This is a genomic window from Solwaraspora sp. WMMD792, assembly GCF_029626105.1.
Taxonomy (GTDB): Bacteria; Actinomycetota; Actinomycetes; order Mycobacteriales; family Micromonosporaceae; genus Micromonospora_E.
The window spans coordinates 1,157,824-1,181,580 of sequence record NZ_JARUBH010000009.1; the positions used below are offsets into that span (position 1 = coordinate 1,157,824).

At 72.0% G+C, this 23,757-nt stretch carries 22 protein-coding genes; 5 read left to right on the forward strand and 17 right to left on the reverse strand.

Annotated features, from left to right (window positions below; translation table 11 throughout):
* Positions 1 to 75: 75 nt before the first annotated feature.
* The 3 genes from O7629_RS06820 to msrB all read right to left on the reverse strand — a co-directional run bounded on the left by O7629_RS06820 (position 76) and on the right by msrB (position 1,389).
* A complete protein-coding gene (locus O7629_RS06820; protein WP_278174437.1) occupies positions 76 to 546 on the reverse strand; it encodes a GNAT family N-acetyltransferase in 471 nt (156 codons plus the stop codon).
* Positions 547 to 584: 38 nt separating this feature from the next.
* The gene (locus tag O7629_RS06825) at positions 585 to 845 is read right to left on the reverse strand and encodes a Prokaryotic metallothionein (RefSeq protein WP_278168181.1); all 261 of its coding nucleotides are present in this window, start codon (positions 843 to 845) and stop codon (positions 585 to 587) included.
* Between the two features lie 121 nt (positions 846 to 966).
* Positions 967 to 1,389, reverse strand: coding sequence for a peptide-methionine (R)-S-oxide reductase MsrB (msrB, locus tag O7629_RS06830; RefSeq protein WP_278168183.1), 423 nt, complete (start codon positions 1,387 to 1,389; stop codon positions 967 to 969).
* Between the two features lie 69 nt (positions 1,390 to 1,458).
* On the opposite strand from msrB, the gene ligD reads away from it, so the two are divergent.
* A complete protein-coding gene (gene ligD, locus O7629_RS06835) occupies positions 1,459 to 2,496 on the forward strand; it encodes a non-homologous end-joining DNA ligase (protein ID WP_278168185.1) in 1,038 nt (345 codons plus the stop codon).
* Positions 2,497 to 2,556: 60 nt separating this feature from the next.
* Here ligD and O7629_RS06840 read toward each other — a convergent pair whose 3' ends face one another.
* Genes O7629_RS06840 through O7629_RS06850 form a run of 3 tightly spaced genes read right to left on the reverse strand, consistent with a single transcriptional unit; the run spans position 2,557 to position 6,256 of the window.
* Positions 2,557 to 4,101 carry an alpha/beta hydrolase gene (locus O7629_RS06840; protein ID WP_278168187.1) on the reverse strand — a complete coding sequence of 515 codons (1,545 nt, stop codon included), beginning with the start codon at positions 4,099 to 4,101 and terminating at the stop codon, positions 2,557 to 2,559.
* Positions 4,098 to 5,183: an ATP-dependent DNA ligase gene (locus O7629_RS06845; protein WP_278168188.1), complete on the reverse strand. Its 1,086-nt coding sequence runs from the start codon at positions 5,181 to 5,183 to the stop codon at positions 4,098 to 4,100. Before O7629_RS06845 ends, O7629_RS06840 begins: the two co-directional genes overlap by 4 nt.
* A gap of 59 nt (positions 5,184 to 5,242) precedes the next feature.
* The gene (locus O7629_RS06850; protein ID WP_278168189.1) at positions 5,243 to 6,256 is read right to left on the reverse strand and encodes a class I SAM-dependent methyltransferase; all 1,014 of its coding nucleotides are present in this window, start codon (positions 6,254 to 6,256) and stop codon (positions 5,243 to 5,245) included.
* A 142-nt stretch (positions 6,257 to 6,398) separates the two neighbouring features.
* Between O7629_RS06850 and O7629_RS06855 the strand changes: the two genes are divergently transcribed.
* Positions 6,399 to 6,929, forward strand: a complete 531-nt coding sequence (locus tag O7629_RS06855) for a DUF1990 domain-containing protein (RefSeq protein ID WP_278168190.1) — start codon at positions 6,399 to 6,401, stop codon at positions 6,927 to 6,929.
* Between the two features lie 57 nt (positions 6,930 to 6,986).
* On the opposite strand, the gene O7629_RS06860 is transcribed toward O7629_RS06855, so the two are convergent.
* The 11 genes from O7629_RS06860 to O7629_RS06910 all read right to left on the reverse strand — a co-directional run bounded on the left by O7629_RS06860 (position 6,987) and on the right by O7629_RS06910 (position 20,327).
* On the reverse strand, positions 6,987 to 7,967 hold the full coding sequence (locus tag O7629_RS06860) for a DNA-3-methyladenine glycosylase 2 family protein (protein ID WP_278168191.1): 981 nt from the start codon (positions 7,965 to 7,967) through the stop codon (positions 6,987 to 6,989).
* A gap of 118 nt (positions 7,968 to 8,085) precedes the next feature.
* A complete protein-coding gene (locus O7629_RS06865) occupies positions 8,086 to 8,994 on the reverse strand; it encodes a hypothetical protein (RefSeq protein ID WP_278168193.1) in 909 nt (302 codons plus the stop codon).
* A gap of 276 nt (positions 8,995 to 9,270) precedes the next feature.
* Positions 9,271 to 9,981 (reverse strand): hypothetical protein, encoded by a 711-nt coding sequence (locus tag O7629_RS06870; RefSeq protein WP_278168194.1) that lies wholly within the window; start codon positions 9,979 to 9,981, stop codon positions 9,271 to 9,273.
* A gap of 346 nt (positions 9,982 to 10,327) precedes the next feature.
* Positions 10,328 to 11,197: a zf-HC2 domain-containing protein gene (locus O7629_RS06875; RefSeq protein WP_278168195.1), complete on the reverse strand. Its 870-nt coding sequence runs from the start codon at positions 11,195 to 11,197 to the stop codon at positions 10,328 to 10,330.
* Entirely contained in the window at positions 11,194 to 11,889 is a 696-nt protein-coding gene (locus O7629_RS06880; RefSeq protein ID WP_278168196.1) for a sigma-70 family RNA polymerase sigma factor, read from the reverse strand. Before O7629_RS06880 ends, O7629_RS06875 begins: the two co-directional genes overlap by 4 nt.
* A gap of 78 nt (positions 11,890 to 11,967) precedes the next feature.
* Positions 11,968 to 12,825 carry a fused MFS/spermidine synthase gene (locus O7629_RS06885; protein ID WP_278168197.1) on the reverse strand — a complete coding sequence of 286 codons (858 nt, stop codon included), beginning with the start codon at positions 12,823 to 12,825 and terminating at the stop codon, positions 11,968 to 11,970.
* Positions 12,826 to 12,841: 16 nt separating this feature from the next.
* Positions 12,842 to 13,861 (reverse strand): hypothetical protein, encoded by a 1,020-nt coding sequence (locus O7629_RS06890; protein WP_278168198.1) that lies wholly within the window; start codon positions 13,859 to 13,861, stop codon positions 12,842 to 12,844.
* A complete protein-coding gene (locus O7629_RS06895) occupies positions 13,858 to 16,347 on the reverse strand; it encodes an SMC family ATPase (RefSeq protein ID WP_278168199.1) in 2,490 nt (829 codons plus the stop codon). Before O7629_RS06895 ends, O7629_RS06890 begins: the two co-directional genes overlap by 4 nt.
* A complete protein-coding gene (locus O7629_RS06900) occupies positions 16,344 to 17,501 on the reverse strand; it encodes an exonuclease SbcCD subunit D (RefSeq protein ID WP_278168200.1) in 1,158 nt (385 codons plus the stop codon). Before O7629_RS06900 ends, O7629_RS06895 begins: the two co-directional genes overlap by 4 nt.
* Positions 17,502 to 17,544: 43 nt before the next feature.
* Positions 17,545 to 19,290 carry an ATP-binding protein gene (locus O7629_RS06905; RefSeq protein WP_278174438.1) on the reverse strand — a complete coding sequence of 582 codons (1,746 nt, stop codon included), beginning with the start codon at positions 19,288 to 19,290 and terminating at the stop codon, positions 17,545 to 17,547.
* Positions 19,291 to 19,463: 173 nt separating this feature from the next.
* A complete protein-coding gene (locus O7629_RS06910) occupies positions 19,464 to 20,327 on the reverse strand; it encodes a pyrimidine reductase family protein (RefSeq protein WP_278174439.1) in 864 nt (287 codons plus the stop codon).
* An 85-nt stretch (positions 20,328 to 20,412) separates the two neighbouring features.
* Between O7629_RS06910 and O7629_RS06915 the strand changes: the two genes are divergently transcribed.
* The 3 genes from O7629_RS06915 (at position 20,413) to O7629_RS06925 (ending at position 23,754) form a co-directional block, all read left to right on the forward strand.
* Complete coding sequence (locus tag O7629_RS06915) at positions 20,413 to 20,958, forward strand: plasmid pRiA4b ORF-3 family protein (RefSeq protein WP_278168202.1); 546 nt, start codon at positions 20,413 to 20,415, stop codon at positions 20,956 to 20,958.
* A gap of 367 nt (positions 20,959 to 21,325) precedes the next feature.
* Positions 21,326 to 22,627 carry an extracellular solute-binding protein gene (locus O7629_RS06920; protein WP_278168204.1) on the forward strand — a complete coding sequence of 434 codons (1,302 nt, stop codon included), beginning with the start codon at positions 21,326 to 21,328 and terminating at the stop codon, positions 22,625 to 22,627.
* Positions 22,628 to 22,767: 140 nt separating this feature from the next.
* Positions 22,768 to 23,754: a sugar ABC transporter permease gene (locus O7629_RS06925; protein ID WP_278168205.1), complete on the forward strand. Its 987-nt coding sequence runs from the start codon at positions 22,768 to 22,770 to the stop codon at positions 23,752 to 23,754.
* Positions 23,755 to 23,757 lie beyond the last annotated feature (3 nt).

A 23,757-nucleotide genomic window follows, 5' to 3' on the forward strand; every position in this document is an offset into this window, starting at 1 on the left:
CGGCGGTCCGGGCCGGCGGCCGCGATGGACACGTCCATCCGGTCGCCGGTCTCTCGCACGGACCGCCCCGGTGGGTCAGGTCCCGCCGAGTGCGCCGTCCGGACCTGCCGGACGGCGCATCGGCGCGTGCCAGATGCCGTCCTCAAGGTATTCCGGTCCGACGACGACGAACCCGTACCGCGCGTACAGCCCGGTCAGGTGGGCCTGGGCGTCGAGCACGCAGGGCCGTCCCGCGGCGAGCCGCAGCGCCGCCTCGACGAGCCGGCCGGCGTGACCCCGGCCGCGTTCGGCGGCGGCGACGGCCACCCGGCCGATCCTGGCCGTGGGCTCCGCGCCGCCGCCCGGTTCGTCGAGCAGCCGTAGGCAGGCCACCACCGTGTCACCCCGGGTCAGCCACAGTTGGCGGGCGTCCGGCTCGACGTCGCGGCCGTCCAGCTCCGGGTACGCGCACCGCTGCTCCACCACGAACACGTCGACCCGCAGCTTGAGCAGCTGGTACAGCACCAACGGCGGCAGTTCGGCGGTATGCGCGACGTGCTGCGTCAGGCCAGTTTCGGGGGGCACGCCGACGGATGATACGCGGCTCAGCCCGGCCGGCTGCCGACCGCGTCGCGGACCTCGGCACCCTGCTCCTGGTCGACTGCCCGGGCACAGTGGGCGCAGCAGAAGAACCGTCCGGACACCTCGACCCCGTGCCCGACGATCTTGCACTGGCAGTGCTCGCAGATCGGCGCGAGCAGTTGGATCGCGCACTCGAACGAGTCGAAGGTGTAGGTGTCCCCGCTGACCGTCCGGATGTCGAACGCCAGCCAGTAGTCGTTGCCGCAGACCTCACAGGTCGCCATCGTGCTTCTCCCAACGTCAGCCTCATTCGCAGGGTGCGGCATCGGGGAGGCCCGGAACGGGCGAATCGCCGAAATGATGTGACCGAAATGCTGGGAAATGCGCGAAAAGCGGGGTGGGTCGTCAGCTCCGGGTGGCGTCGGTCGCCGGCTCCAGCCGCAGCGCTACCGAGTTCATGCAGTAGCGGGCGTTGCGGGGGGTGTACCGCTCGCCGTCGAACCGGTGCCCGAGGTGCGAGTCGCAGGTGGCGCAGCGCACCTCGGTGCGGACCATGCCGTGTGAGCGGTCCTCGATGTAGCGCACCGACCCGGGCAGCGCCTCGTCGAAGCTCGGCCAGCCACAGTGCGAGTCGAACTTGGTGTCACTGGTGAACAGCGGCGTGTCGCAGGCCCGGCAGTGGTACGTGCCGACCGTCGTGGTCTCGACGTACTCGCCGGACCAGGGCGCCTCGGTGCCGGACTGACGCAGCACCCGGAACTCCTCGGGGTTGAGCCGCGCCCGCCACTGCTCGTCGGTACGGGGCAGGGACGTCATCTCGTCTGTCATGGTCACTACGGTACGGCGGTACGGCACCGCCGGCCGCCGATCACCGGCCGGCTGGCCTAAGGTCGAGGGGTGACAGGGCAGAGCCGGAGTTCCCGGGCCGCGACCACCGTCGAAGTGGCCGGCCACCAGGTGCGGCTGAGCAGCCCGGACCGGGTGTGCTTCCCCGGGCCGGGGTACACCAAGCGGGACGTGTTCGACTACTACCTGGCCGTCGGCGACGGCATCCTGCGCGCGCTGCGCGACCGCCCCACCACGCTGCAGCGGTTCCCGGACGGCGTCGACGGCGAGATGTTCTTCCAGAAGCGCGTGCCGGCCCGGGGCGTGCCGCCGTGGCTGCGTACCGCCCAGATCAAGTTTCCCAGCGGCCGTACCGCCGACGAACTCTGCCCGGCGGATCTGGCCCACGTCGCCTGGGCCGCGCAGATGGGCACCGTGGTGTTCCACCCCTGGCCGGTCCGTTCCGGTGACGTGGACCGGCCGGATGAGCTGCGGATCGATCTGGACCCGCAGCCGGGCACCGACTTCGCCGACGCGGTGGCGGCGGCGGGCGAAGTCCGGGCGATTCTCGACGAGCTCGGCGCCATCGGTTACCCGAAGACTTCCGGCGGCCGCGGGGTGCACATCTATCTGCGGATCCAGCCGCGCTGGCTGTTCACCGAGGTCCGTCGGGCGGTGATCGCGTTCGCCCGCGAGGTGCAGCGCCGCCGGCCCGACCTGGTCACCACGTCCTGGTGGAAGGAGGAGCGGGGGCGCAAGGTCTTCATCGACTACAACCAGATGGCCCGGGACCGGACCATCGCCTGTGCCTACTCACTGCGGGCGAACGCCCGCGCCACCGTCTCCACCCCGGTCACCTGGGACGAGTTGACCCGGGTCGAGCCGGATGACTTCGACCTGCGCACCGTACCGCCCCGGCTGGCCGCCGTCGGCGACCCGCACGCCGGGATCGACGACACGCCGTGGGACATCACTCCGCTGCTGGAGTGGGCCGACCGGGACGACCGCGACGGCGCCGGTGACATGCCGTACCCACCGGACCATCCGAAGATGCCCGGCGAACCGATGCGGGTGCAGCCGTCCCGGGCCCGTCCGGTGCCCGGCGACTGACCCGCCCAGGCCCGGCGACTGACCCGCCCGGAGCCGAGGGCAGTCCGCCCGGGGCCGAGGTCAGGACGAGCAGGTCAGGCCGTCGTCGGGCACCGTCAGATCGATCAGGTACGCGTCCACCACGTCGGCCACGCAAGCCACGTGCGGGTACGCCGTGTGCCCGTCGCCCTCGTGGGTCACCAGCACACCGGTGCCGAGCGACTCGGCCAACCGCGGTGCCTGCTCGTACGGGGTGGCCGGATCACCGGTGGTGCCGACGACGAGGATCGGCGCGGCACCGACCGCCGGCCCGACCGGGTACGGGTCGGGCGCGACCGGCCAGTTGGCGCAGGCCAGCAGGCCGACGGCGAGCGCCGGACCGAACGTCGGATGCTGCCGGCGCCACTGCTGCTGCAACTGCCGGATCTCGTCGGTGCCCAGCGGCACCTCGGCGTCGGCGCAGTTGACCGCCAGGTTGGCGGCGAACAGGTTGCCGTACCGGCCGTCGTCGCCACGACCGGTGTAGCCGTCGGCGAGGTCGAACACCGGACCAGGGTCGCCGTCGCCCAGCTCGGCCAGCGCCCGGCCCAGCCGTGGCCAGCCGCTGCGGTCGTACAGCGAGGCGACCACCGCGTAGAAGATCCAGCCGGCGGTGGCCGCCCGGCCGTCCGCCCCGGTGACCGGTGCCTGCCGGGCCCGGTCCATCGCCTCAGTCAGCGTGCCGGCCGGGTCGGCACTGATCGGGCAGTCGGCCGGCGCGCCGGAACACCACTGCCCGAAGGCGGCGAACGCCCGTTCGAAGCCGGCGGCCTGGCTCAGCGAACCGGCGACCGGGTCCTGCCCGGGGTCGATCGCACCGTCCAGCACCAGCGCGCGGACCCGGTGCGGGAACAGATGCGCGTAGGTGGCTCCGAGTAGGCTCCCGTACGAGTAGCCGAGGAAAGTCAGCCGGTCGTCGCCGACCGCCGCCCGCACGGCATCCAGGTCACGGGCCGTCTGATGGGTGGAGTACGCGGTGAGCCGCTCGCCGTAGCGCGCCGCGCAGCCGGCCGCGATTCGTTGACCGAGCGCGGCGGCTTCGGCGAAGGCTGCCGGGTCACGGGGGTCCGGGTCCGCCCCGAAGGTGGCGTCCCAGTCGCTGTCGTCGACGCAGTCGACGGGGTCGGAGCGGCCCACCCCACGCGGGTCGAAGCCGACCACGTCGAACCGGCGCAGCACCGCCTCCGGCAGACCGCCGAGCCGTTCGCCCAGCGCCAACCGGGCGGCGGCGTCCACCCCGGAGACCCCGGGTCCGCCCGGATTGACCACCAGGGTGCCGATGCGATCCTGCTGCCGGGCCGATCGGGCCCGGATCAGCGCAACGGGGAGGGTGCCGGCGGTGGGACCGGCGGCCCAGTCGACCGGTACGTCGATCGTGGCGCAGTCGTAGCGCAGCCCCTCGGGCGGCTGGCCGTACCGCTGCCCGGTCGACTCCGGGCAGGGCTGCCAGTGCGGCGACGGGTCGGATCCGCCAGGCACCCCGGGGCCGGGCGGCGTCGCCGTACATCCGGTCAGGCCGACCAGCGCGGCCGCGACGGCAGGCAGCCAGCGGCGCCGGCTCGTGGGCAGCCAGCGGCGTCGGCTCACTGCTGGCTGGTCGGGTCGCCGGCCAGCACCCGGTCCACGTCGAACCGGACCGGCCGGTCCAGCTGGTCGTACCGGCAGGAGGCCGGCTCCCGGTCGGTACGCCAGCGTTGGAACCGTGCGGTGTGCCGGAACCGGTCGCCCTCCATCGCGTCGTAGGCGACCTCGGCGACCAGTTCGGGCCGCAGCGGCTGCCACTCGAGATTCTTGCCGCCGCTCCACCGGCTCGGCGCGCCCGGAATCCGCTGGCCGGAGCCGTCGTCACCCGACCCCCACGGGTGGTCCGCTGCAGTGGTGCGCAATGGCGCCAGCTCGTCGACGAGCTCCGCGCGCCGGGCGGCGGTGAACGACGCAGACACGCCGACGTGGTGCAGCACCCCGGCATCGTCGAAGAGCCCGAGCAGCAGTGACCCGACCACCGGGCCGGACTTGTGCCAGCGGAAGCCGGCGACGACCACGTCGGCGGTCCGCCCGTGCTTGACCTTGAACATCGTCCTTTTCCCGGGCTCGTAGCGCAGCTCGGCCGGCTTGGCGATGACGCCGTCGAGGCCGGCGCCTTCGAAGATCTCGAACCAGCGGCGGGCGGTGTCCGGGTCGGTGGTCACCGGGGTCAGATGAACCGGTGCGGTGACCGCCGCCAGCGCGTCGGTCAGCCGGGCCCGGCGGGTGGTGAACGGCTCGTCGAGCAGCACCTCGTCGCCCAGCGCCAGCAGGTCGAAGGCGACGAAGGAGGCCGGGGTCTGCTCGGCGAGCAGCCGCACCCGGGAGGCCGCCGGATGGATCCGCTGGCCGAGCAGGTCGAAGTCGAGCCGGGACCGCCCGGTCTCCGGCCGGATCACCACCAACTCGCCGTCCACCACGATCCGGGGCGGCAACTGCTGCCGGGCCTGCTCGATGACCTCGGGAAAATACCTGGTCAGCGTCTTTCCGCCGCGACTGGCCAGCTCGACCTGATCACCGTCACGGAAGATGACACAGCGGTAGCCGTCCCACTTGGGCTCGTAGCTCATCCCGGCGGCGACCGGCAGCGTCGCGACCGGTTTCGCCAGCATCGGCTCGATCGGTAGGGCGATCGGGAAAGTCACTCACCCAGTGAACCATCCCGGTCCGACGATCCGCCGGACCGCCGGCCGGCCGAGGACGACTAGCGGGACCGCCGGACCACGGCACGGACCCGGCGCAACACCGGCCGGACCGGGCGAACCAGCCACGGGAGCCGGCGTGCCGCGCGCCGGTACAACGGCTGGGCCGCCGTCCGCAACTGCTGGCGGGTCGCGTCGAGCTGGCGGCGCGTCCTGTCGAGCTCCGCCCGGGCGGAGCGCAGTTGCTGTTCGAGCTCGGCGAGCCGGGCTGCGGTGATCGTCGCCATCAACTCGTGACCGGTGACCGGTTCGCTGCGGCCGTCCTCGCCGCGTACCAGCCAGGGGCGGTCGCCGTAGACGTCGATCTGATGGCCGGCCAGCGGTACGTCGGCCTTCTCCAGCCCGTCCGGGAACTGCTCGGCGAACATCGCCCGGCAGTGTTTCGCCTGGTCGGTCGAGGTGGCCAGGATCAGCTTGTTGGGCACCAACACGGCGGGCACCAGGCTGCCGCCGTCGCCGAGGTAGCTGAACAGGCCGGTGATCACGCCGAGCCAGTGCCGGTTGAGTACGTCGTCGAGTACCACCAGCCCGTGGTCGACCACGGTCCGCTCGGCGATTCGCAGGTCGTTCACCGTGATCTGGTCGGTGTGGCCACCGTCGATGGAGAAGATCCGGAAGCGGCGCCCGGCGGCGACGAAGCCGGCCTGCTCCAGGTCGAGACTCGACGACTGCACGATGTCGACGTTGTCGCCGGCGCCGTAGGTCGCGAGATTCTGCTCGAAGATGTCCCGGTCACCGCGTCCGGACTGGTCGAGGTTGGCAGCCTGGTCGTCGAAGACGTCGATGGCGACCGCCCGCTGATCCGCTGGCAGATCCAGGGCGAGGCACAGGAACGACTTGCCGTGGTGAATGCCGATCTCGGCCACGTCGCCGCTCACCCCGGCCCCGCGCTGGGCGGCCTCCACGCCACTGAGGTACACGGCGGTCGAGACGTTCAGCCAGCCCTTGACCTGGTGCAGACCGGTCCGCAGGTAGCCGGCGGTCAGCTCGGGCAGGACCGGTGTGAACGCTGTCATGGTGGCAGACCATACCGCTGATTACCGCAGCGACAAACGGTTGATCGGAGGACAATCCAGGTGACCGGACCGGCCGTTTTGGCCGGTGTCCTGCTCCGCTCGTCGGCGCCGTCCCGGCGACCGTACGGGGAAGGCGGATCGCATGCCCAGCTTCACCTACCCGCAGACCGGTGCCACCGCCGTGTTGCGCCACCAGGCCGGATCGGTCCGGCAGGCCGTACCGCCGCTGCCGGCGGGCTACCGCCACCTGCGGTCCCGTAGCCGGCTACGGCCGGGCAGCTTTCCGGCGGCGGCCGAGGCGGTGCTCACCTGGCGGATGCACCGGGCCGCCGGTGCCCGGGTGACGGCGTCGGCTCCCCGGGCCGAGGCCGGTGTGCTGGTGACGGTCGGCCTCGGCGTGGGGCCGCTGCGGATCACCGCGCCGTGCGCGGTGGTGTGGGCGGTCGACGAGCCGGACCTTGCCGGATTCGCGTACGGCACCCTGCCCGGCCATCCGGCCAGTGGCGAGGAGGCGTTCCTGGTGCACCGCGACGGCGACCGGGTGTGGCTGTCGGTGGTGGCGTTCAGCCGGCCGGTGGCGCCGATCATGCGGCTGGCCGGCCCACTGGGTGCGCTGGCGCAGCGGGCCTACGCCCACCGGCTGGGCACCGCGCTGCGCCGGCTCACCCGCTGACCGCCGGCAACCCGGTTTAGAGCCAGCCCGGTGTAGAGCCAGCCCGGTGAGAGCGGGTCAGTAGGTGGTGAAGGAGCGGACCGGGGCCCGGGGCCCGAACCGGGGCGCCCGTACCCCGGCCAGCTCCAGCAGCAGACAGACCCGACCACGGTGCCCCCGGAACGGCTCCAGCAGTTCGAGCATCCGGGCGTCCGTCCCGCGGGCCTCGCCGGCCAGCGCCCAGGCCACCGTGTTCGGCAGGTGGTAGTCGCCGACGCTCACCGCGTCAGCCGCGCCGAACGCCACCCGGACCACCTCGGCGGCGGTCCACGGGCCGATCCCGGGCAGCGCGGTCAACCGCCGGGTGGCCGTCTGCGGGTCGCCGCTGTCCGACAGCCGGTCGGCGACCGCCGCCGCGCCGCACAGGGCCTGCGCCCGTCGTTGCTCGATGCCCAGCGGATGCAGCGACCAGTACGGTGCGGCGGCGAGGGCCGCCGGCTCCGGGGGGACCCAGAGGCCGGTGACCGGGCCGGGAGCTGGTACGCCGAACCGGCGGACCGTCGCGGCGTACCCGCGGTACGCCTCCGCGCCGGTGACCTTCTGCTCCAGCACGGCCCGCAGCAACCGGGCGAACACCTGCCTGGTGGCCGGGAGCCGGACGCCGGCGTAGCGGCGGACCACCGCCGCGACGACCGGATGCCGGCGGGCCAGGGGCAGGAAACCGGACACGTCGTCGCGGAGCCCGGCGACCGCATCGGCGATGTCGCAGATCTGGCTGGCGCCGGGTCCGTAGCCGGCGGCGACGAGGTCGCCGCCGTGTCGGCGTAGCGCCAGGGTCGCCGGCCCGGCCGGGGTACGGGCGGTCCACCAGAAGGTGTCCGCCAGCCACCGGGCGCACGGGTCGTGTCGGCCCATCGCCAGCGTGCGTACCGAGCCGGCCAACTGGTAGTCGTTTGGTGGCCGCAGCACCCGGACCCGCGCCGGTGTGGCACCGGTCAGCTCCGGTGCGGCCCTGGCCGGCTCCGGCGTGCCCTCGGACGTCCGTCTTTCCACGACCATGCCGGTCACTGTGCCAGCAGCGGCGGACAGCATCGACGCCGGGACGAGTCTGCTGCTCGTCCCGGCGTCGGTTGGCTGGACCCGGGTCACCGGCGGTCACCGCCGGTGCCGGCCGACCTCATCGGGTGACGACAACCCGGACCACGTCGAAGGCGGGGATCTGGTTGGCCCGCTGCATCATCGGCACCCGGTGCGAGCCGTCGCCGGCCCACGACGCGCACTGGGCGATGCCGGGGCCGGGCAGGCCGGGTACCTCGACGGTGACCTCGTCGGCGCCGGCGCCACCCCGACCGTCCTCTGTGGCTACGAAGAACGCCGGTACCGGGCCAGGTTCGGGAGCGGTGCGGTTGCTGGTCAGCATCCGGCACGCGGTGTGGAAGTGCCCCCGGGTCAGGCCGTCCTCGGTCAGGAACGAGCTTTCCAGGTAGTAGCCGCCCTGCCCGGCCGGCAGGAACCGGTCGCGTACCAGGTTGCGGGTGCTGATCCGCAGGGTGAACGGTTGGTTCGCGCGGACCCGCCTCGGCGACGAGATGATCATCAGCTGCGGGTTGGTGTCCGCGTCGCCGACCTCGCCGAACGCCGTACTGACACACCGCTCACCGTCCTGGAAACCCTCGTGCGGGGCCAACGAACTGTCGGTGCAGTCGTCGCCGAGGATCTCCAACCCGGCCGGCGCGTCGGTCGGATCGCCGGGCGCGGGGGAGTCCTGGCACTGGTCCGGGCCGCGCTGGCCGTCACCCCAGTGGTGCCGTACGCCGTTGCTGTCCACGGTGGTCCCGGTGTCCGCCGGGTCGACCGACTCGCTCGGGCTTACACAGACCGCGGCGGCCCGGTCGCGACCACGGTCCCGGTCTCGGTCCCGGTCGCCGCGGGTTCCGGCAGACGAGATCTGGGTCACCGCCACCACGCCGCCGAAGACCGCCAACATCGTGGTCACCGCGATGACGCGGTTGCGGGTGCTGCCCGCCGATCTGCCCCGGCGTGTCGGCTGGTCGCTGGTACGCCTGCGGCGCTGTGAGCTGTTCACGTGGTGCCACCTCTTTCGTCGAACGCCAATTGGTCGTCCGGGTGCAACGCAGTTGGTGATGGCTGTGGTTCGCCACTGCCGTCGACCGTATGGATGTCACTCCACAACAGTCAACAATCCTTGGAGCAACTACGGAACACTTAGGAGGCACTTAATGCGGGCTTCAAGAACCGGCTCGAGGCGCCGGTGGCGGATCCACCGTAAAACGTGGCGACGGCCGGCCGCGCCCTCCCTGGCAACGACCGGCCGCCGCGATTCACGGGCGCCCTGAAAGAGTCAGTAGTCGTAGTCGCCCGAGTCCTCAGAGTCACTGTCGAAGCTGTCCGAGTCCTCGCTCTGTGAGTCCTTGCTGTCGTCGAGGCCCTTGATGTTGTCGCGGCCGTCACCGTCCGGCACCGCAATCGGCTTGGGGGTGCCTTCCGGCAGGCACTCCAGGTTCTTCGTGCCGTCCGGCTGCACGACGTACCAGGTGCCGCCGACACCCTGGCCCTTCCAGTCACCGGGCTTCTCGTCACCGGCGTAGTAGTAGATTGGCCAGCCGTCGATGGTCAGTTGCCGGGTGCCGTCCGGCCGGTTCACCGTGCCGACCAGCTCCTCGTCCACCCCGGACAGAATGGGGTCGCCGTCGGTCAGCGCCGGCGGCCAGATCTTGGCGCAGTCACCCTCGCAGTTCGAGGTCGCCGGGTCGTTGGAGTCCTCCTCGAAGCGGTAGAGCAGCCAGCCGTCCTCGTCGGTGACGACGTCACCCATCTTGTCGACGGCCTTGCCGACCAGCTCCTTGGTGAGGTCCTCGTCGGCGACCTCGACCGCGATGTCCTCGGTCTCCACCGGCTCGGGCGCGGCCGACGCCGCGTTCGCCGCGTTGACGACCGGCTGGGCCTGAGCGCCGCCAAAGTCGTCCGGGTTGTAACCTGCCGGGGCGCAACCCGGCAACACGAGTGCCGCCAGCGCGCCTGCGACTATGACGGTCCGCTTTCCCAGTGCCACGTGCCCTCCCTCATTCGTCCACATCGGGCTTCATCAAGGAGTACGCAGCGCATCCCGGATTGGATCGGTAATGCCGAGTGCATAATTTCACAGCCCGGCGTTGAACCGGGTCGTCGTGTCCTGCGTGCGGCCGGCCGACGTCATGCCGATCAGGAGCAGAATGCACCGGTCACGGGTTAGCGGCAAACGCGTGATGACGACCAGAGACAGAACAGCCCGTGGGTATCCGTTAATTCGGACACCCACGGGCTGCACGTACGTCGGATCTGCTGGCGCAGATATCGCGACGCCCGTTCGTGGCGTACGTCAGAAATGGACGTCGACCCTCCGTTCAGACCGGTACTGTTCAGACCGGTACGGTAACGATCGCGGTGGCGACCCCGGACTGGTCGACCGCCTGGAACTGGATCCGTTCGATGTCGTCCCGGGGTGCCGCCGTCGACGTGCTCAGCAGCAACGGCGCGGGTTGCTCCGCGGTGCCGTACCCGGCCTCGGGCACCGTCCAGGTGGAGAGCACCTCGGCGGTGCCGGAAGCCCGCAGCACCACGATCCGGCACTGCATCGGACCTGGCACCCGGCGTAGCGCGAACGACACCTGGGTGCCCCACGCGGCTTCCTCCAGCACCACGTCCGCCTCCACCCCGGTGGTGGGGTCGACCGCGTTGAACTTCTCGCCGGTGACCTCCGGACCACCGACCCCGGACTGCGGATCGACCGGTGACGGGCTGGCCGAGACCGACGTCTGCGGCCCGGCCTGCGGTGTCGCCGAACCATCTGACCAGGCCGACCCGGCGAAGAACGAGAAACCGGTGAGCGTCGCCAGCAGCACGAACCCGGCGGCGATCTGTAGCGGGCGGCCCGCGAACAGCCGTCGGGACCTACCGGCGTGGCCGAGCGGACGGACCTGACCGTGGTCGCGACGCTGGTCGGCGTCGGACCGCACGGTCGGCCGGATCGGTACCGGCGCGCCGCTGTCGCCGTCGTCCGCCCCACCAGCCCGGTTCACACCGGTGGGGCCGGACTGAGGGAGGACGGGGCTGTCCTCCAACTGGTCGATGTCTACGGTGGACATCAACCCGACGATCGGAATGAGTGACTCCAGCTCTGCCGCGCAGGCCCAGCAGCCGGCGAGATGCTCCTCGAACCGCTCGACGTCGTCGGCATCGAGTGCGCCGAGCGCGTACGCTCCGACGTCCCAGTGGGCGGACCGTGTCATTCTGTAACCCCCCGCTGTTGCAGCGCCGTCCGCAGCGCTCGTAGCGCGTAGTAGACCCGCGACTTGGCGGTACCCAGTGGCAGCCCTAGCTCCGCGGCCGCCTCCGGGACCGTGCGGCCGCGGAAGTACGTCTCGACCAGGATCTCCCGGTGCGGCTGGCTGAGCGTGCGCAACGCGTCGGCGACGGTCATCTGCCGCAGCACCTGATCGGTGCCGTCGGACTCGGCGAAGCTCTCCAGATCCCGGTCGTACTCCTCGGTCGGTCGGGCCTTCTCGCTGCGGTGGTCGTCGATCGCGATGCGTCGGGCGACGGTCACCAGCCACGGTCGCAGCGACGCCTGGCCCTGCGCGCCGAGCCGGTGGGCGTTGCGCCACGCCCGCAGCAGTGTCTCCTGGACGATGTCCTCGGCCCGTTGCCGGTCCCCCCCGGTGAGCCGTAACACGAATCCCAGCAGCGGCCGGGCGTGCTCTGCGTACAGTGTGCGGACGAGATCGTCCCCGTGGCTGGACTCCGCTGTCCCGGCCTGCTGCCGGCTCCCTGCGGTCCGTGGCGTCACCGGCTCATCATCGCGCTCGGCCGCCCTCCCGTCGATGCTCTGCCAACGTTGCGTACTGCGGGCCGTGGCCGAACCGTTGCCGGTCGCCCCCGGCCGGATCCTCTCCGCCTGCCAGCCGCTGGCGACCGCGTACATCGCAGGACCTCCATCCGACGTCGACATGGCCCGCGGCTGGGGGCCCACCCCGAGGTACGGAGCCGCCCGGCGGACGGATCAACGTCCGCCGGGAAAAATTCCGTCCGGTGGCGGCGGCGACGGCTGCGCGGTCGCGTCGGCGATCGGCGACGCCGTCCCGATCAACCGGTCCAGCGCCGCAGTATGCAGCACCCGGCTGGGAAACCAGTCACCGGCGGCCCGCCGGGTCAGCTCTCCGACGTCCGGCGCGGCGCGTCCGGCGACCACCACCAGATTGCCGTACCGGCGCTGGCGCAGCACCGCCGCGTCGGCGATCAGGCAGATGCCGGGCAGCACCTGCCGTACCGACGCCAGATGCTGGCGGGCCCAGCCCAACGGCGGGCCGTCCGCCACGTTGGACAGCAGCTGACCGCCGGGTGCGAGTACCCGGGCGACCTCGGTGACGAACTCGACCGAGGTCAGCCGTGCCGGAGTGCGGGCACCGGCGAACACGTCCGCGATCACCAGGTCGTAGCTGTCCGTACGAGCCTGCTCGACGGCGGACCGCGCGTCACCGACCCGGACCCGCAGATTGCGGTCGGCCGGCCAGGGCAGTTCGCGGCGGACCAGCTCGGTCAACGCGGCGTCGATCTCCACCACCCGCTGGCTCGACCCGGGACGGGTGGCGGCCAGGTAGCGCGGCAGGGTCAGCCCACCGCCGCCCAGGTGCAGCACCCGCAGCGGGGCACCGGCCGGGGCGGCCAGGTCGATCGCTGCGGCGATCCGGCGGACGTACTCGAACTCCAGGTGTGTCGGATCGTCGAGATCGACGTGTGACTGCTGGGTGCCGTCCAACAGCAGGGTGTACGCCCGCCGCCGGTCCGGGTCCGGGACGAGCCGCGCGGTGCCGGTGTCTACCTGGACCGCGGGCGGCGCTGTCCTGCGGGTACGGCCCATCGGCACAGTATGCCGGTCACCGCCACGCCGGACTCTCCTGCCCGGCCGCCGAGAGGCTGAGCGCCCGGTGCAGCAGCCGGGCGTCGCCGAGCATCGCCCGCAGCCGTCGCTCCAGCCCGGCGATCGGCACCAGGTTCTGCGGTGCCCGGGGGTCCTTGTACGGAGCCGAGGCGAACCGGGGCAGCGTCGCCAGCGTGAGGTCGGCCAGCGCGATCGCCGCCTGCGGCGTCAGGTCTGGCCGGCACTCCACCCGGACGATGCCCGCCCACGGCGCGCCCCGCGGTCCGGGCAGCCGCAGATACCACGAGTAGCTGCGCCACCGGGTGCCGCGCAGGAAGACCGGGCTGCGTTCCGCCGGTTGCAGCGCGGTCACCACCGGGATCAGACTCGCCGGCAGGTACGGCTGGCGCTGCGACTTGACGTAGCCGACCGTGTTCGGCAGCCGGCGCCCGCGCAGCGGACCGTCCACCACCAGCAGATCCGCCGGGTCGTCCGCGCCGTCGGCGCGGGCCTGCTCGGAGACGGCGATCTCCAGCGCGGCCAGCGCCGGCTGCACCGCCTGCGGCAGTACGGCCGGATCGGCGTCGTCGACCCGCCGCGCCGGATAGCGCACCCGCCCGACGACCAGGTCGGTGGCGGCGGTGCTCGGCGTGAACAGGCCCCGCTCGGTACGGGCTCCGGCCAACCGGGCAGCCCCGCGCCGCAGGTCACAGCGCACCACACCGGCGGCGTACGAGGCGGCCAGCGCCGGGTACGAGACTCCGTCGGGCTCCTCGCTCCACAACGAGGCGTCGATCCGACGCACCCCGTCGACCAGCAGCACCACGTCCGGTGCGCGCACGTCGGCCGGCTGGCGCAACGGCCGCCACGCCGCCGGATCCAGCTCCACGGCGAGGTCGGCGGCGTCCTGACCGTCGTCGGCGGCGCCGGGGCCACCCGGGTCGGCGGCCTCGAACGACGTGCCGTAGCCGGGTTGCCAGCCCTCGACGAACCAGCGGACCCCGGTGGCCGGCCGGCCCGTCACGGTCGCGGTCACAGCCCGCTCCGCCGGACCCGGGCCGTACGGGCGTCCTTGCTGACCTCGAACCGGACCGGTACCCGCTCGGCTAGCGCCGGGACGTGGGTCACCAGGCCGACCATCCGGTCACCTCGGGCGGCGAGCCCTTCCAAGGTCGCGGCGACGGTGTCCAAGGTGGCCGCGTCCAGTGAGCCGAAGCCCTCGTCCAGCACGATCGACTCCAGACTGGCGGCGCTGGCCGACATCCCGGCCAGTTGTTCCGACAACGACAGGGCGAGCGCCAGCGACGCCTGGAAGGTCTCCCCGCCGGACAGGGTGCGTACCCCGCGGCGCAGTCCGGCGTCGTGGTGGTCGACGACGAAGAACTCACCGGCGTCGTGCACCAGCTCGTACTGACCGCTGGAGAGCTCCCGCAGGATCCGCGACGCGCCGTCGACCAGCAGGTCCAGCGCCTCGACCAGCAGCCACCGCTCGAAGTTGTTGGCCCGCAGGTGCCCGGCCAACGTCCGGGCCAGCTGGGCCTGCCGCTCCTGGTCGGCCCGCCGGCCGCGCAGCTCACCTGCCTGGGCGAACCGTTCGGTGATCCGTTCGTGGTCGGTCTGCGCCCGCTGGACCGCCAGCGCGGCCGCCTGCCGGTAGCCGGCCGGATCGGCACCGGCCGGCGGTGCCAGCTCGGCGGCGACGAACAGCGCGTCGATGTCGGCGGCGACGCCGCTGGCCGCTGACCGGGCCGAAGCCAGCCGAGCGTCCGCCTCCGCCCGCGCCGTGCGGCGCTCGGCGAGCAACTGGTGCGCCCAGTCGGTCAGTAGCGTCCACGCTGCGGCCAGATCGGTGCGGTCGGCGGCCGGTGGCGCCAGCCGGGCGACGGCGTCCCGGCCGGCGTCGAACTCCCGCCAGCCGGCCTGCAGCCGCTGTTCGCCGGTCACGGCGGCGCGTTGCGCCTGACGGGCCGCCTCCCGGGCCCGGCGGACCTGGCCACCGGCGTCGTCGAGGGCGCGCTGTAACCGGTCGACCGTGGCCAGATCGGTGCGCAACGCGTCGGCGCCGGGCGAGTCGGACAACCGGGCGTCGAGTTGCGCCAGCCGGGCGGTCAGCTGCTCTGCCCGTACCCTGGCCCGGTCGACGGCCCGCTCCACCCCGCGCAGCGACTGCTCGGCCTCGGTGACCGCCTGGCGGGCCTGGTCGGCGGCGGCCCGGGCGGCCTGACCGGCGGACTTCGCCTCGGCGACCCGGGACCCAGCCGGCACCGGCGGCACCGTGCTCACCGGCTGCGCGCAGACCGGACAGTCCGCCCCGGCGACGAGCTCGTGGCGTAACGCGGCGGCCAGGTCGGCGGACTGCGCCTCCTGGTACGTCTGCCGGGCGCGGTCCAACTCGCGGTCCGCCGCCTCGGCGGCGGACCGGGCCGACCGCAGCGCCGCCTGGCTGGCGACCTGTTCGGCCTGCGCGGCGGCGAGCGCCGGAGCCAGCTCGGCCGATTCGGCGGCGACCCGGTCCCGTTCGGCGTGTGTCTGCAGCAGCAGCCGCCGGTCGGCCGGGTCACCGATGGCGGCCAGTTCGGCGCGGACCTTCTCCTCGCGTTCCTCGGCGTCGGCGACGGCCCGGTCCGCGTCGACGGCGGCGACCCGGGCGGCCGCCGCCTGATCGGCCAGCCGGGCGGCAGCCGCCGGTGCGGCGACGCCGGCCAACAGCCCGACCTCGTCGTCCAGGGCCGTCACCTGGTCGGCCGCGGTCGCCACCGCCTGCTGGGCCTGCGCCAACCGGGGCAGCGCGGCGTCGACCGCGGTCGCCAACGCCCGCATCGCGTCGACCTGACCCGCCGCGGCCGCCACCGCCGCCTCGTCGGCGTCGGCGAGGCCGCCGAGCAGCTGGTCCACCGCCGCCACCGCCGCCTCGGCGGCCCCCGCCCGGGCGGTGGCCCGCTCCCGGACGCGTTCGTAGACGTGCAGCCCGAGCAGGTTGACCAGGATCTGCTGGCGGGTGGCCGGCTTGGCGTGCAGGAAGTCGGCGAACCGGCCCTGCGGCAGCAGCACGCAGGTGGTGAACTGCTCGTACGGCAGCCCGACCGCGTCCAGCACGGCCTGCTCCATCTCGGCAGGCGTGCCGGCCAGCACCTCGCCGAGATCGTCCGGGCTCATCCCGGTGTCCAGCCGGGTCACGTCGAACCCGGGCGGCATCAACTGCAGGCCGGCGTTGCCGGTCTTGACCGCGCCCCGCGAGTCGCGGCGGATCACCCGGGTGGCGACGTAGCGGCTGCCGGCGCTCTCGAACACCAGCCGCACCCGGGCCTCGGTGGCCGACGGTGCCAGCGCGGAGGCGATGCCCCGGCTGCTGCCCCAGCGCGGCACCACGCCGTACAGGGCGAAACAGATCGCGTCGAGGATGCTGGACTTGCCCGACCCGGTCGGCCCGACGAGGGCGAAGAAGTCGGCGTCGGTGAAGTCGACCGTGGTCTCCTCCCGGAACACGGTGAATCCGGCCAGGTCCAGCCGTAGCGGCCTCACGACGAGGTCACCTCCTCGTACAGCGTGTCGAACAGGGTCCGTACGTCGTCGTCGCCGTGCCCGCGCGCGTCCAGGTAGTCGGCGAACAGTTGCCCGGGTGCCCGGCCGGCCCGCTGCGGGGTGCGCGTCGCACCGGCGGCGGACGCGGACCGGGCGAACTCCGGGTCGATGCGCACGTCCAACGCCCGGGGCAGCAGTGCCTGCACCTCCTCACGCAGCCCGGCCCGGGGTGTCTCCCGGATGAACACCCGCAGCCAGGCGTCGCCGTACTCGCCGGCGGCCAGTTCGTCGAGGGTGCCGCGGACGGTACGCAGCGGGGTCGCGGCGTCCACCGGTACCTCGCGTACCCGGGCGGCGGTGCCGGCGGTGACGTCGACGATGCTGACCGACCCGACGTTGTCCTCCTCGCCGAAGTCGATGGGCAGCGGACTGCCGCTGTAGCGCACCGGGCAGGGCGCTTCGAGCTGCTGGGCGCGGTGCAGGTGGCCGAGCGCCACGTAGTGCGCCCCGGTCGGGAAGACGGTGGCCGGTACGGCGTACCCGAGGACGGTGTGCACCTCCCGCTCGCCGCCGCCGGACCGCCCACCGACCACGGTCAGGTGGGCGGTGATCAGATCGACCACACCGGGCTCACCGAACCCTTCGGTGAGCCGGGCGAGCACCCGTCCGATGTGGTCGGCGTACGTCTGGTTGGCCTCGGCCGCGGTCAGTTGATACATCTCGGTGGCCCGGACGGCGTACCGCTGGGACAGGAACGGCAGCGCGACCAGCCGCCACCGTTCGCCGTCACCGGTGGTGCCGGTGATCACGTGCTCGTCCGGGGTGTCCCGGACGGCGCCGCGCATGGTGATGCCGGCGGCGTCGGCCCACGGCCGCAGCGCGTCCAGCGCGGCCCCGTTGTCATGGTTGCCGCCGATCGCCACCACGTCGGCGCCGGTGCCGCGCAACGCGGTCAACGCCCGGGTGACCACCCGGGTGGCGTCCGGTCCGGGAGCGGAGGTGTCGTACAGGTCACCGGCGACGATCACCAGGTCCGGGCGTTCGGTACGGGCGATCTCGACCACCCGGGCGAGCACCTTGATCTGCTCGGGCAACCGGGCCTGTCCCTTGAGGACCTTGCCGACGTGCCAGTCGGAGGTGTGCAGGATCCGCATCCGGGGGAACCTCCTCGACCTCAGGGTCAGAACGGCAGAACGGTTAGAACGGGATGTCGTCGTCGCCGGTGGACCGGCCGCCGACCACCGCGAACGGGTCAGCGGCCTGCACGATCGAGCGCAGTGTGCCCGACGGCGCGTCGCCGGCCTCCGACGAGCGGGTGGCCCAGGCCGGGAACGGGAACTCCAGGCACAGCGGGACCGGGATGTCCGGCTGGTTGACGAACATCGTGCCCGGCTTGGCCAGCAGCACCCGCTGCCGCTGCACCGCCGGCAGGAAGCCGTACTCCGGCCGGGACGCCTCGGCCGGGTCGAGCCGGCCGACCACCCGGACCGCCGAGTTGGTGACGATCCGCCGCTCCACCTCGCTGGCGGTCTGCTGGGCACCGATCAGGATCACCCCGAGCGAGCGGCCCCGCTCGGCGATGTCGAGCAGCACCTCCTTGATCGGCGACGACCCGTCCCGGGGGGCGTACTTGTTGAGCTCGTCGAGCACGACGAACAGCAGCGGCTTGGCGGTGCCGGCCCGCTCCTTGCGCTCGAACTCGCCCTTGAGGGTCACGCCGACCACGAACCGCTGTGCCCGGTCCGGCAGGTTGTGCAGGTCGACGACGGTGACCTGGGCGCTCTCGGCGGTGTTGATCTGGTGCGGGCGACGGGCGGCCAGATCGCCGCGAATCAGCCGGGCCAGGTCGCGTTTGCTGCTGATCAGCCGGCGGGCGAAGGCGTTCACCGTGCCCATGCCGACCGCCGAGCCGGCCCACGCCGCCCGGGTCTCCTCGTCGCCGAGCTGGTCGACGATGTGGTCGACCAGATCCCCGTACGAGCCGATCCGTCGGCCGTCGATGCTGATGCCGCCGTCGGCCGGCTGCGCGTGCCGGTGCAGGTACGCGGTGACCGCGTGCACCACCATCGTGTACTGCTGGCGTTCGTCGTCGGCGTCGGCGAACACGTACGGCAGCAGCCGCTGGTCGCAGAACTCGGCGACCGTCCAGTAGAAGCTGTCCACGCCGGTGAGCCGGCTGGTCACGTCGGGGGTGCCGGAGGCGTCGCCGGCGCGCGGCGGGGCGTACACCCGTACGTCCGGGAAGGCGCCGGCGGGCAGGCCGAGCTTGGCGTACGCGGCGGTCGTCGCCTCGTCGAGCCGGACGTTGGGATGGTCGAGGAAGAGCAGGTCCTCGCCCTTGACGTTGAAGATCAGCGCCTTGGCGTTGACCGCGTCGCCGCCGAGAGTGCCGGAGCGGAACACCGAGTAGAGCAGGAACGTGGCGAAGCTGGTCTTGGTGGCGACGCCGGAGATGCCGGAGATGGACACGTGTGCGCCGCGCTGGCCGTCGAGGAAGTCGGCGTTGAGGTAGACCGGCACCCCGTCGCGGCCGGTGCCCATCGGGATCCGGCGCTCCATCCGGTCGAAGTGCAGGGCGCGGGCGCGGGCGTCGCCTTCGGCCCGCCACACCGGGGCGCCCGGCTCCGGCGGTACGTAGATCTCCGGATCGACCCGGGTGGCGGTGATCTCGGCGGCCTCCTGCACCTGGGCGGGCAGGGTGCCGTCGGCGATGGCGAACACGTCGGAGTCGAACTGCGCCCCTTCGTGGCGGGCCCGGACCTGGGTGACCACCCCGGCGATGGTCACCGGCTCGGTGCCCGGCAGCTCGCGGCGGGTCACCACGACGTCGTCCAGTTGCAGATAGCTGCCGGGGCCGACCGCGGTCCAGAACTGCAGTGGGGTGGCGTCGGCGGTACCCAGCACCCGGCCCACCGGCGCACCCTCCGGTGTTGTGTCACTCATGGTGATGGACTGGTCGCTGAAGTCCGGTTGCGTCGTGCCCACGGGTTGCATCCTGCCCCACGGGTACGACCAGTACGGCATCCGACTCGGCGCGGCCGGCTGAATTCGCCGACGGTGGGTTTCGGTCGACCCGATCCGCTGCCCTCAGGTGATCATTGCCTGACTCACAGTGACTATCCGGTGGTGGTCGGGTCGGGCCGGGTGTAGCGGAGCAGCAGCGTGCCGTCGTCGGCGGCCAGCACCTGGCCCAGCCGTAGCTGCCGCACCGGGCTGGCCGGACCCGCGCTGATCCGGCCGGCACCGGCACCGGCGAGCAGCGGGGATACCGTCAGGCAGAGTTCGTCGACCAGGTCGGCGGCGGTCAGCGAACCGAGCAGCATCGGACCACCCTCGCAGAGCAGCCGACGGTGGCCACGGGTGCGCAGCTGGCTCAGTCCGGCGGTCAGATCGAGGGTGCGCTCGCCGGCCGGGACGATCTCCGCGACCCGGGCCAGTCGACGTCGCCGTTCGGCCGGCGCGTCGGTCGTGGTGAGCACGATCGGCCGCGTCGGTGCGTCGGCCAGGGCCGGTTGGTCCGGGTCGAGATCGAGCGAGGCGGAGACGACGACCAGGGTGGGATGGGTGGGTAGGCCGTGCTGCCGGCGCCAGCGGCGGCGCCGGTCGTCCAGCCGCAGCGCCCGGTACTGCTCCTGGCGCAGGGTGCCGGCACCGACCAGCAGCGCGTCGCAGAGCATCCGTAGTACGCCGAAGACCCGTTTGTCCGCGCGTCCGGACAACCCGGCGGACCGGCCGGCCACCGCGACCGCCCCGTCCACGCTGGTCACGAAGTTCACCCTGAGCTGGTCGTGAGGCGCGACGGCGTACGCCTCGATCAGGGCCGGGTCGTCCAGCACGGACCCGGCCGGCTGTGGCCCGAACCGGCGGACCGGCGGGTCCGGGGTCCGCGCGTCCGGGGCCGGTGGGTGGTCGGTCATTCGCCGGCCGGACCGGTGACCGGTGGAGTCGGAGCGGGGGTACGGTGCTGACAGTCGCACCAGTTACCACCCCGACACCCATCGTGCTGGCCTCTCCGGCACGCAGCGCAGATCATGGGTTCGAGCCTAGGTCAGAGAAAGGGCGGCCATGCCCCGTCAGATCTTCCACCTGCTGGTCACCCTGTCCGACATCGCGCCGCCGGTGTGGCGCCGCGTCCAGGTGCCGGGCGGGTACACGCTCGACCGGGTGCACCGGGTGATTCAGCACGCGATGGGCTGGCGCGACTGCCACCTGCACTCGTTCGAGATCAACGGAGCGCAGTACGGCGAGCCGGATCCGGCCGGGGAACTGCTGCTGCGTGACGAACTGGACACCCGGTTGGACGCCGTGGCCACCAAGGGGGCCCGGTTCCGCTACACGTACGACTTCGGTGACTGGTGGGAGCACGACGTCGTCGTCGAGGACGTCACCGCGCCCGAACCGGACGTGCGCTATCCGCTCTGTGTCGACGGGGACCAGGCGTGCCCCCCAGAGGACGTCGGTGGTGCCTTCGGGTACACCGAGTTCCGGGCCGCGATCGCCGATCCGGCGCATCCGCGTCACGCCGAGATGGCCGACTGGGTGAGCGCGACGTTCGATCGGTTCGGGTTCGACCCGGCGCGGGTCACCACCCTGCTGCGCCGGCTGACCTGACCACCCGGTCGGCCTGACCACCCGGTCGGCCTGACCACCCGGCTGACCTGACCACCCGGTCGGCCTGACCGCCGGGCCGGCCGGGCCGACCTGAATCTGACCCGGGAGCGCCCGGGATTCGGCAGTAACGAAATGGGAACGCTCCCATCGGCCTCTTGACACCTCCGAAACCTCCCGGCAATCTCATGGGAGCGCTCCCGGCCGGGGTGAGTGAGATCCACGTCACTTGCTTGACCAACCGCGGAGTGCGGTCGTGCAGTGCCCGCTCCCCGGCGACGGACCCCTTTCGCCAACGCAGTTCCCGTTGTCGCGGCGGACACCACACGGTTACCCCCCACCACAGAAAGCGACCTTGAGAGGGGTCAGGATGAGCGTCACGCTCCGGCGGTACGCCGCGGTCGCACTCGCCTCCGCTGTCATGTTGACGGCCACGGCCTGCGGCTCCGACGACGCCGATTCAGATCCGGACGGCCCGATCACCCTGGTCGTCGACATCTTCGGCGACGCAGGCTTCGGATACGACGAGTTGATCGAGCAGTACGAGGCCGACAACCCGAACGTCACCGTTCAGCAGCGAGGCATCGGCCTCGGCCTCGGCGACTACAACACCCGACTCACCCAGCAGATCACCGCCGGCTCCGGTGCCGGGGACGTGGTGGCGATCGAAGAGGGCACGATGTCGCAGTTCTTCGCCCAGGCCGACAAGTTCGTCGACCTCGGTGAGCACGGCGCCAACGAACTCGAGGGCAACTTCCTGCCGTGGAAGTGGGAAGCCGGCGTGCTGCCCGACGGCAAGGTGCTCGGGCTCGGCACCGACGTCGGCGGGATGGCCCTGTGCTACCGCTCGGACCTGTTCGAGGCGGCGGGTCTGCCGACCGACCGGGATGAGGTCGGCGCGCTCTGGTCGAGCTGGGACGACTTCATCGCGGTCGGCCAGGAGTTCAAGGAGGCCACGCCGGACAAGGCGTTCGTCGACTCGGCGACCAGCTTCTACAACCTGGTGCTGAGCCAGATCGCCGGCGAGGGCACCGGGTACACCTACTACGACACTGAGAACCAGTTCGTCATGGAGAGCAACCCGGACGTGAAGGCCGCGTTCGACCTCACCACCGACATGATCGAGGCAGGGCTGTCGAACAACCTGCAGTCGTTCTCCAACGAGTGGAACGCCGGCTTCAAGAACGCCACCTTCGCCACCATCGCCTGCCCGGCCTGGATGACCGGTGTCATCGAGGGCCAGGCCGGCCCGGAGGCCGCCGGCAAGTGGGACATCGCCAAGGCGCCGGGCAACGGCGGCAACTGGGGCGGTTCGTTCCTGGCGGTGCCGACCTCCAGCAAGTACCAGGCCGCCGCCGCCGAGTTGGTCAAGTACCTGACCAGCCCGGAGGGCCACGTCGCCGCCTTCGAGGCGGTCGGCAACCTGCCGTCGTCGCCGCAGGCGCTGGCCGACCCGAAGGTCGCCGAGGCGGTCAACGAGTACTTCTCCGACGCCCCGACCGGCGAGATCTTCGCCGCCGGTGCCAGTGAGCTCAAGCCGGTCTACCTCGGCCCGAAGAACCAGGCGGTCCGTACCGCGGTGGAGAACGCGCTGCGGGCGGTCGAGCAGGGCCAGTCGCCGGAAGAGGGGTGGCAGGACGCCATCACGAACGGCACGGCCGCCGGCCGATAACGCGGTGTCACAACCCGGGTGAGAGATGGCGCCGGCAGGACCTGCCGGCGCCATCTCTCCCGCCGCGTCGCGGTGCCAGCGGCGCGTTGACCTCCCTGGCCGACGTCGGCCGGCCGCCGTACAACTGAAGGACTTTCCCGATGAGCCTGGAGCTAGACACCCCCGCGTCGGCGCAGCCACGCGGCCACCGGGCGGGTCCGGCCGGCGGTGGGGCGGCCCGGCGCCGCTCGCTGACCCGACTGGACCTCAAACTCTCCCCCTACCTCTACGTCCTGCCGTTCTTCGTGATCTTCGCGATCTTCGGCGTCTATCCGATCGTCTACACCGTCTGGATCGCGCTGACCGACCGGTCGCCGCTCAACGCCGAGATCAGCTTCGTCGGCCTGGACAACTTCGTCCGGCTGATCACCGACGACCCGCAGTTCTGGAACGCCGTCTACAACACGTTCGGCATGTTCCTGATGTCCACCGTCCCGCAGTTGCTGATCGCGCTGATGCTGGCCAACGCGCTGAACCGGCGGATCAAGGGACAGACGTTCTTCCGGCTGGCCATCGCCATGCCGATCATCACCTCGACCGCGGTCGTCGCCTTGATCTTCTCCATGATCTACGCGCGGGACTTCGGCCTGGTCAACTGGCTGCTGTCGCTGTTCGGCATCGAGCCGATCGACTTCCGGGCGAGCAAGCTCGGGTCCTGGTTCGCCATCTCCACCATGGTCGACTGGCGGTGGATCGGCTACAACGCGCTGATCTACCTGGCCGCGATGCAGGCGATCTCGAAGGACATGTATGAGGCCGCCGCCCTCGACGGCGCGTCGCGGACCCGTCAGTTCTGGTCGATCACCGTGCCGCAGCTGCGACCCACCATCATCTTCACCCTGATCATCTCGACGATCGGCGGACTGCAGCTGTTCACCGAGCCGCTGCTGTTCACCAGCGGACCCGGCGGCATCTCCGGCGGTTCCCAGGGTCAGTTCCAGACGATCACCATGTACCTGCTCGACGTCATGAACCAGCGGTTCCAGTGGGGCTACGCAGGCGCCGTGTCGCTGCTGCTCTTCCTGCTCATCGCGTTCATGTCGCTGGTCAACTATCTGCTGGCCCGCCGGATCAGCTCGGACAAGTGAGGC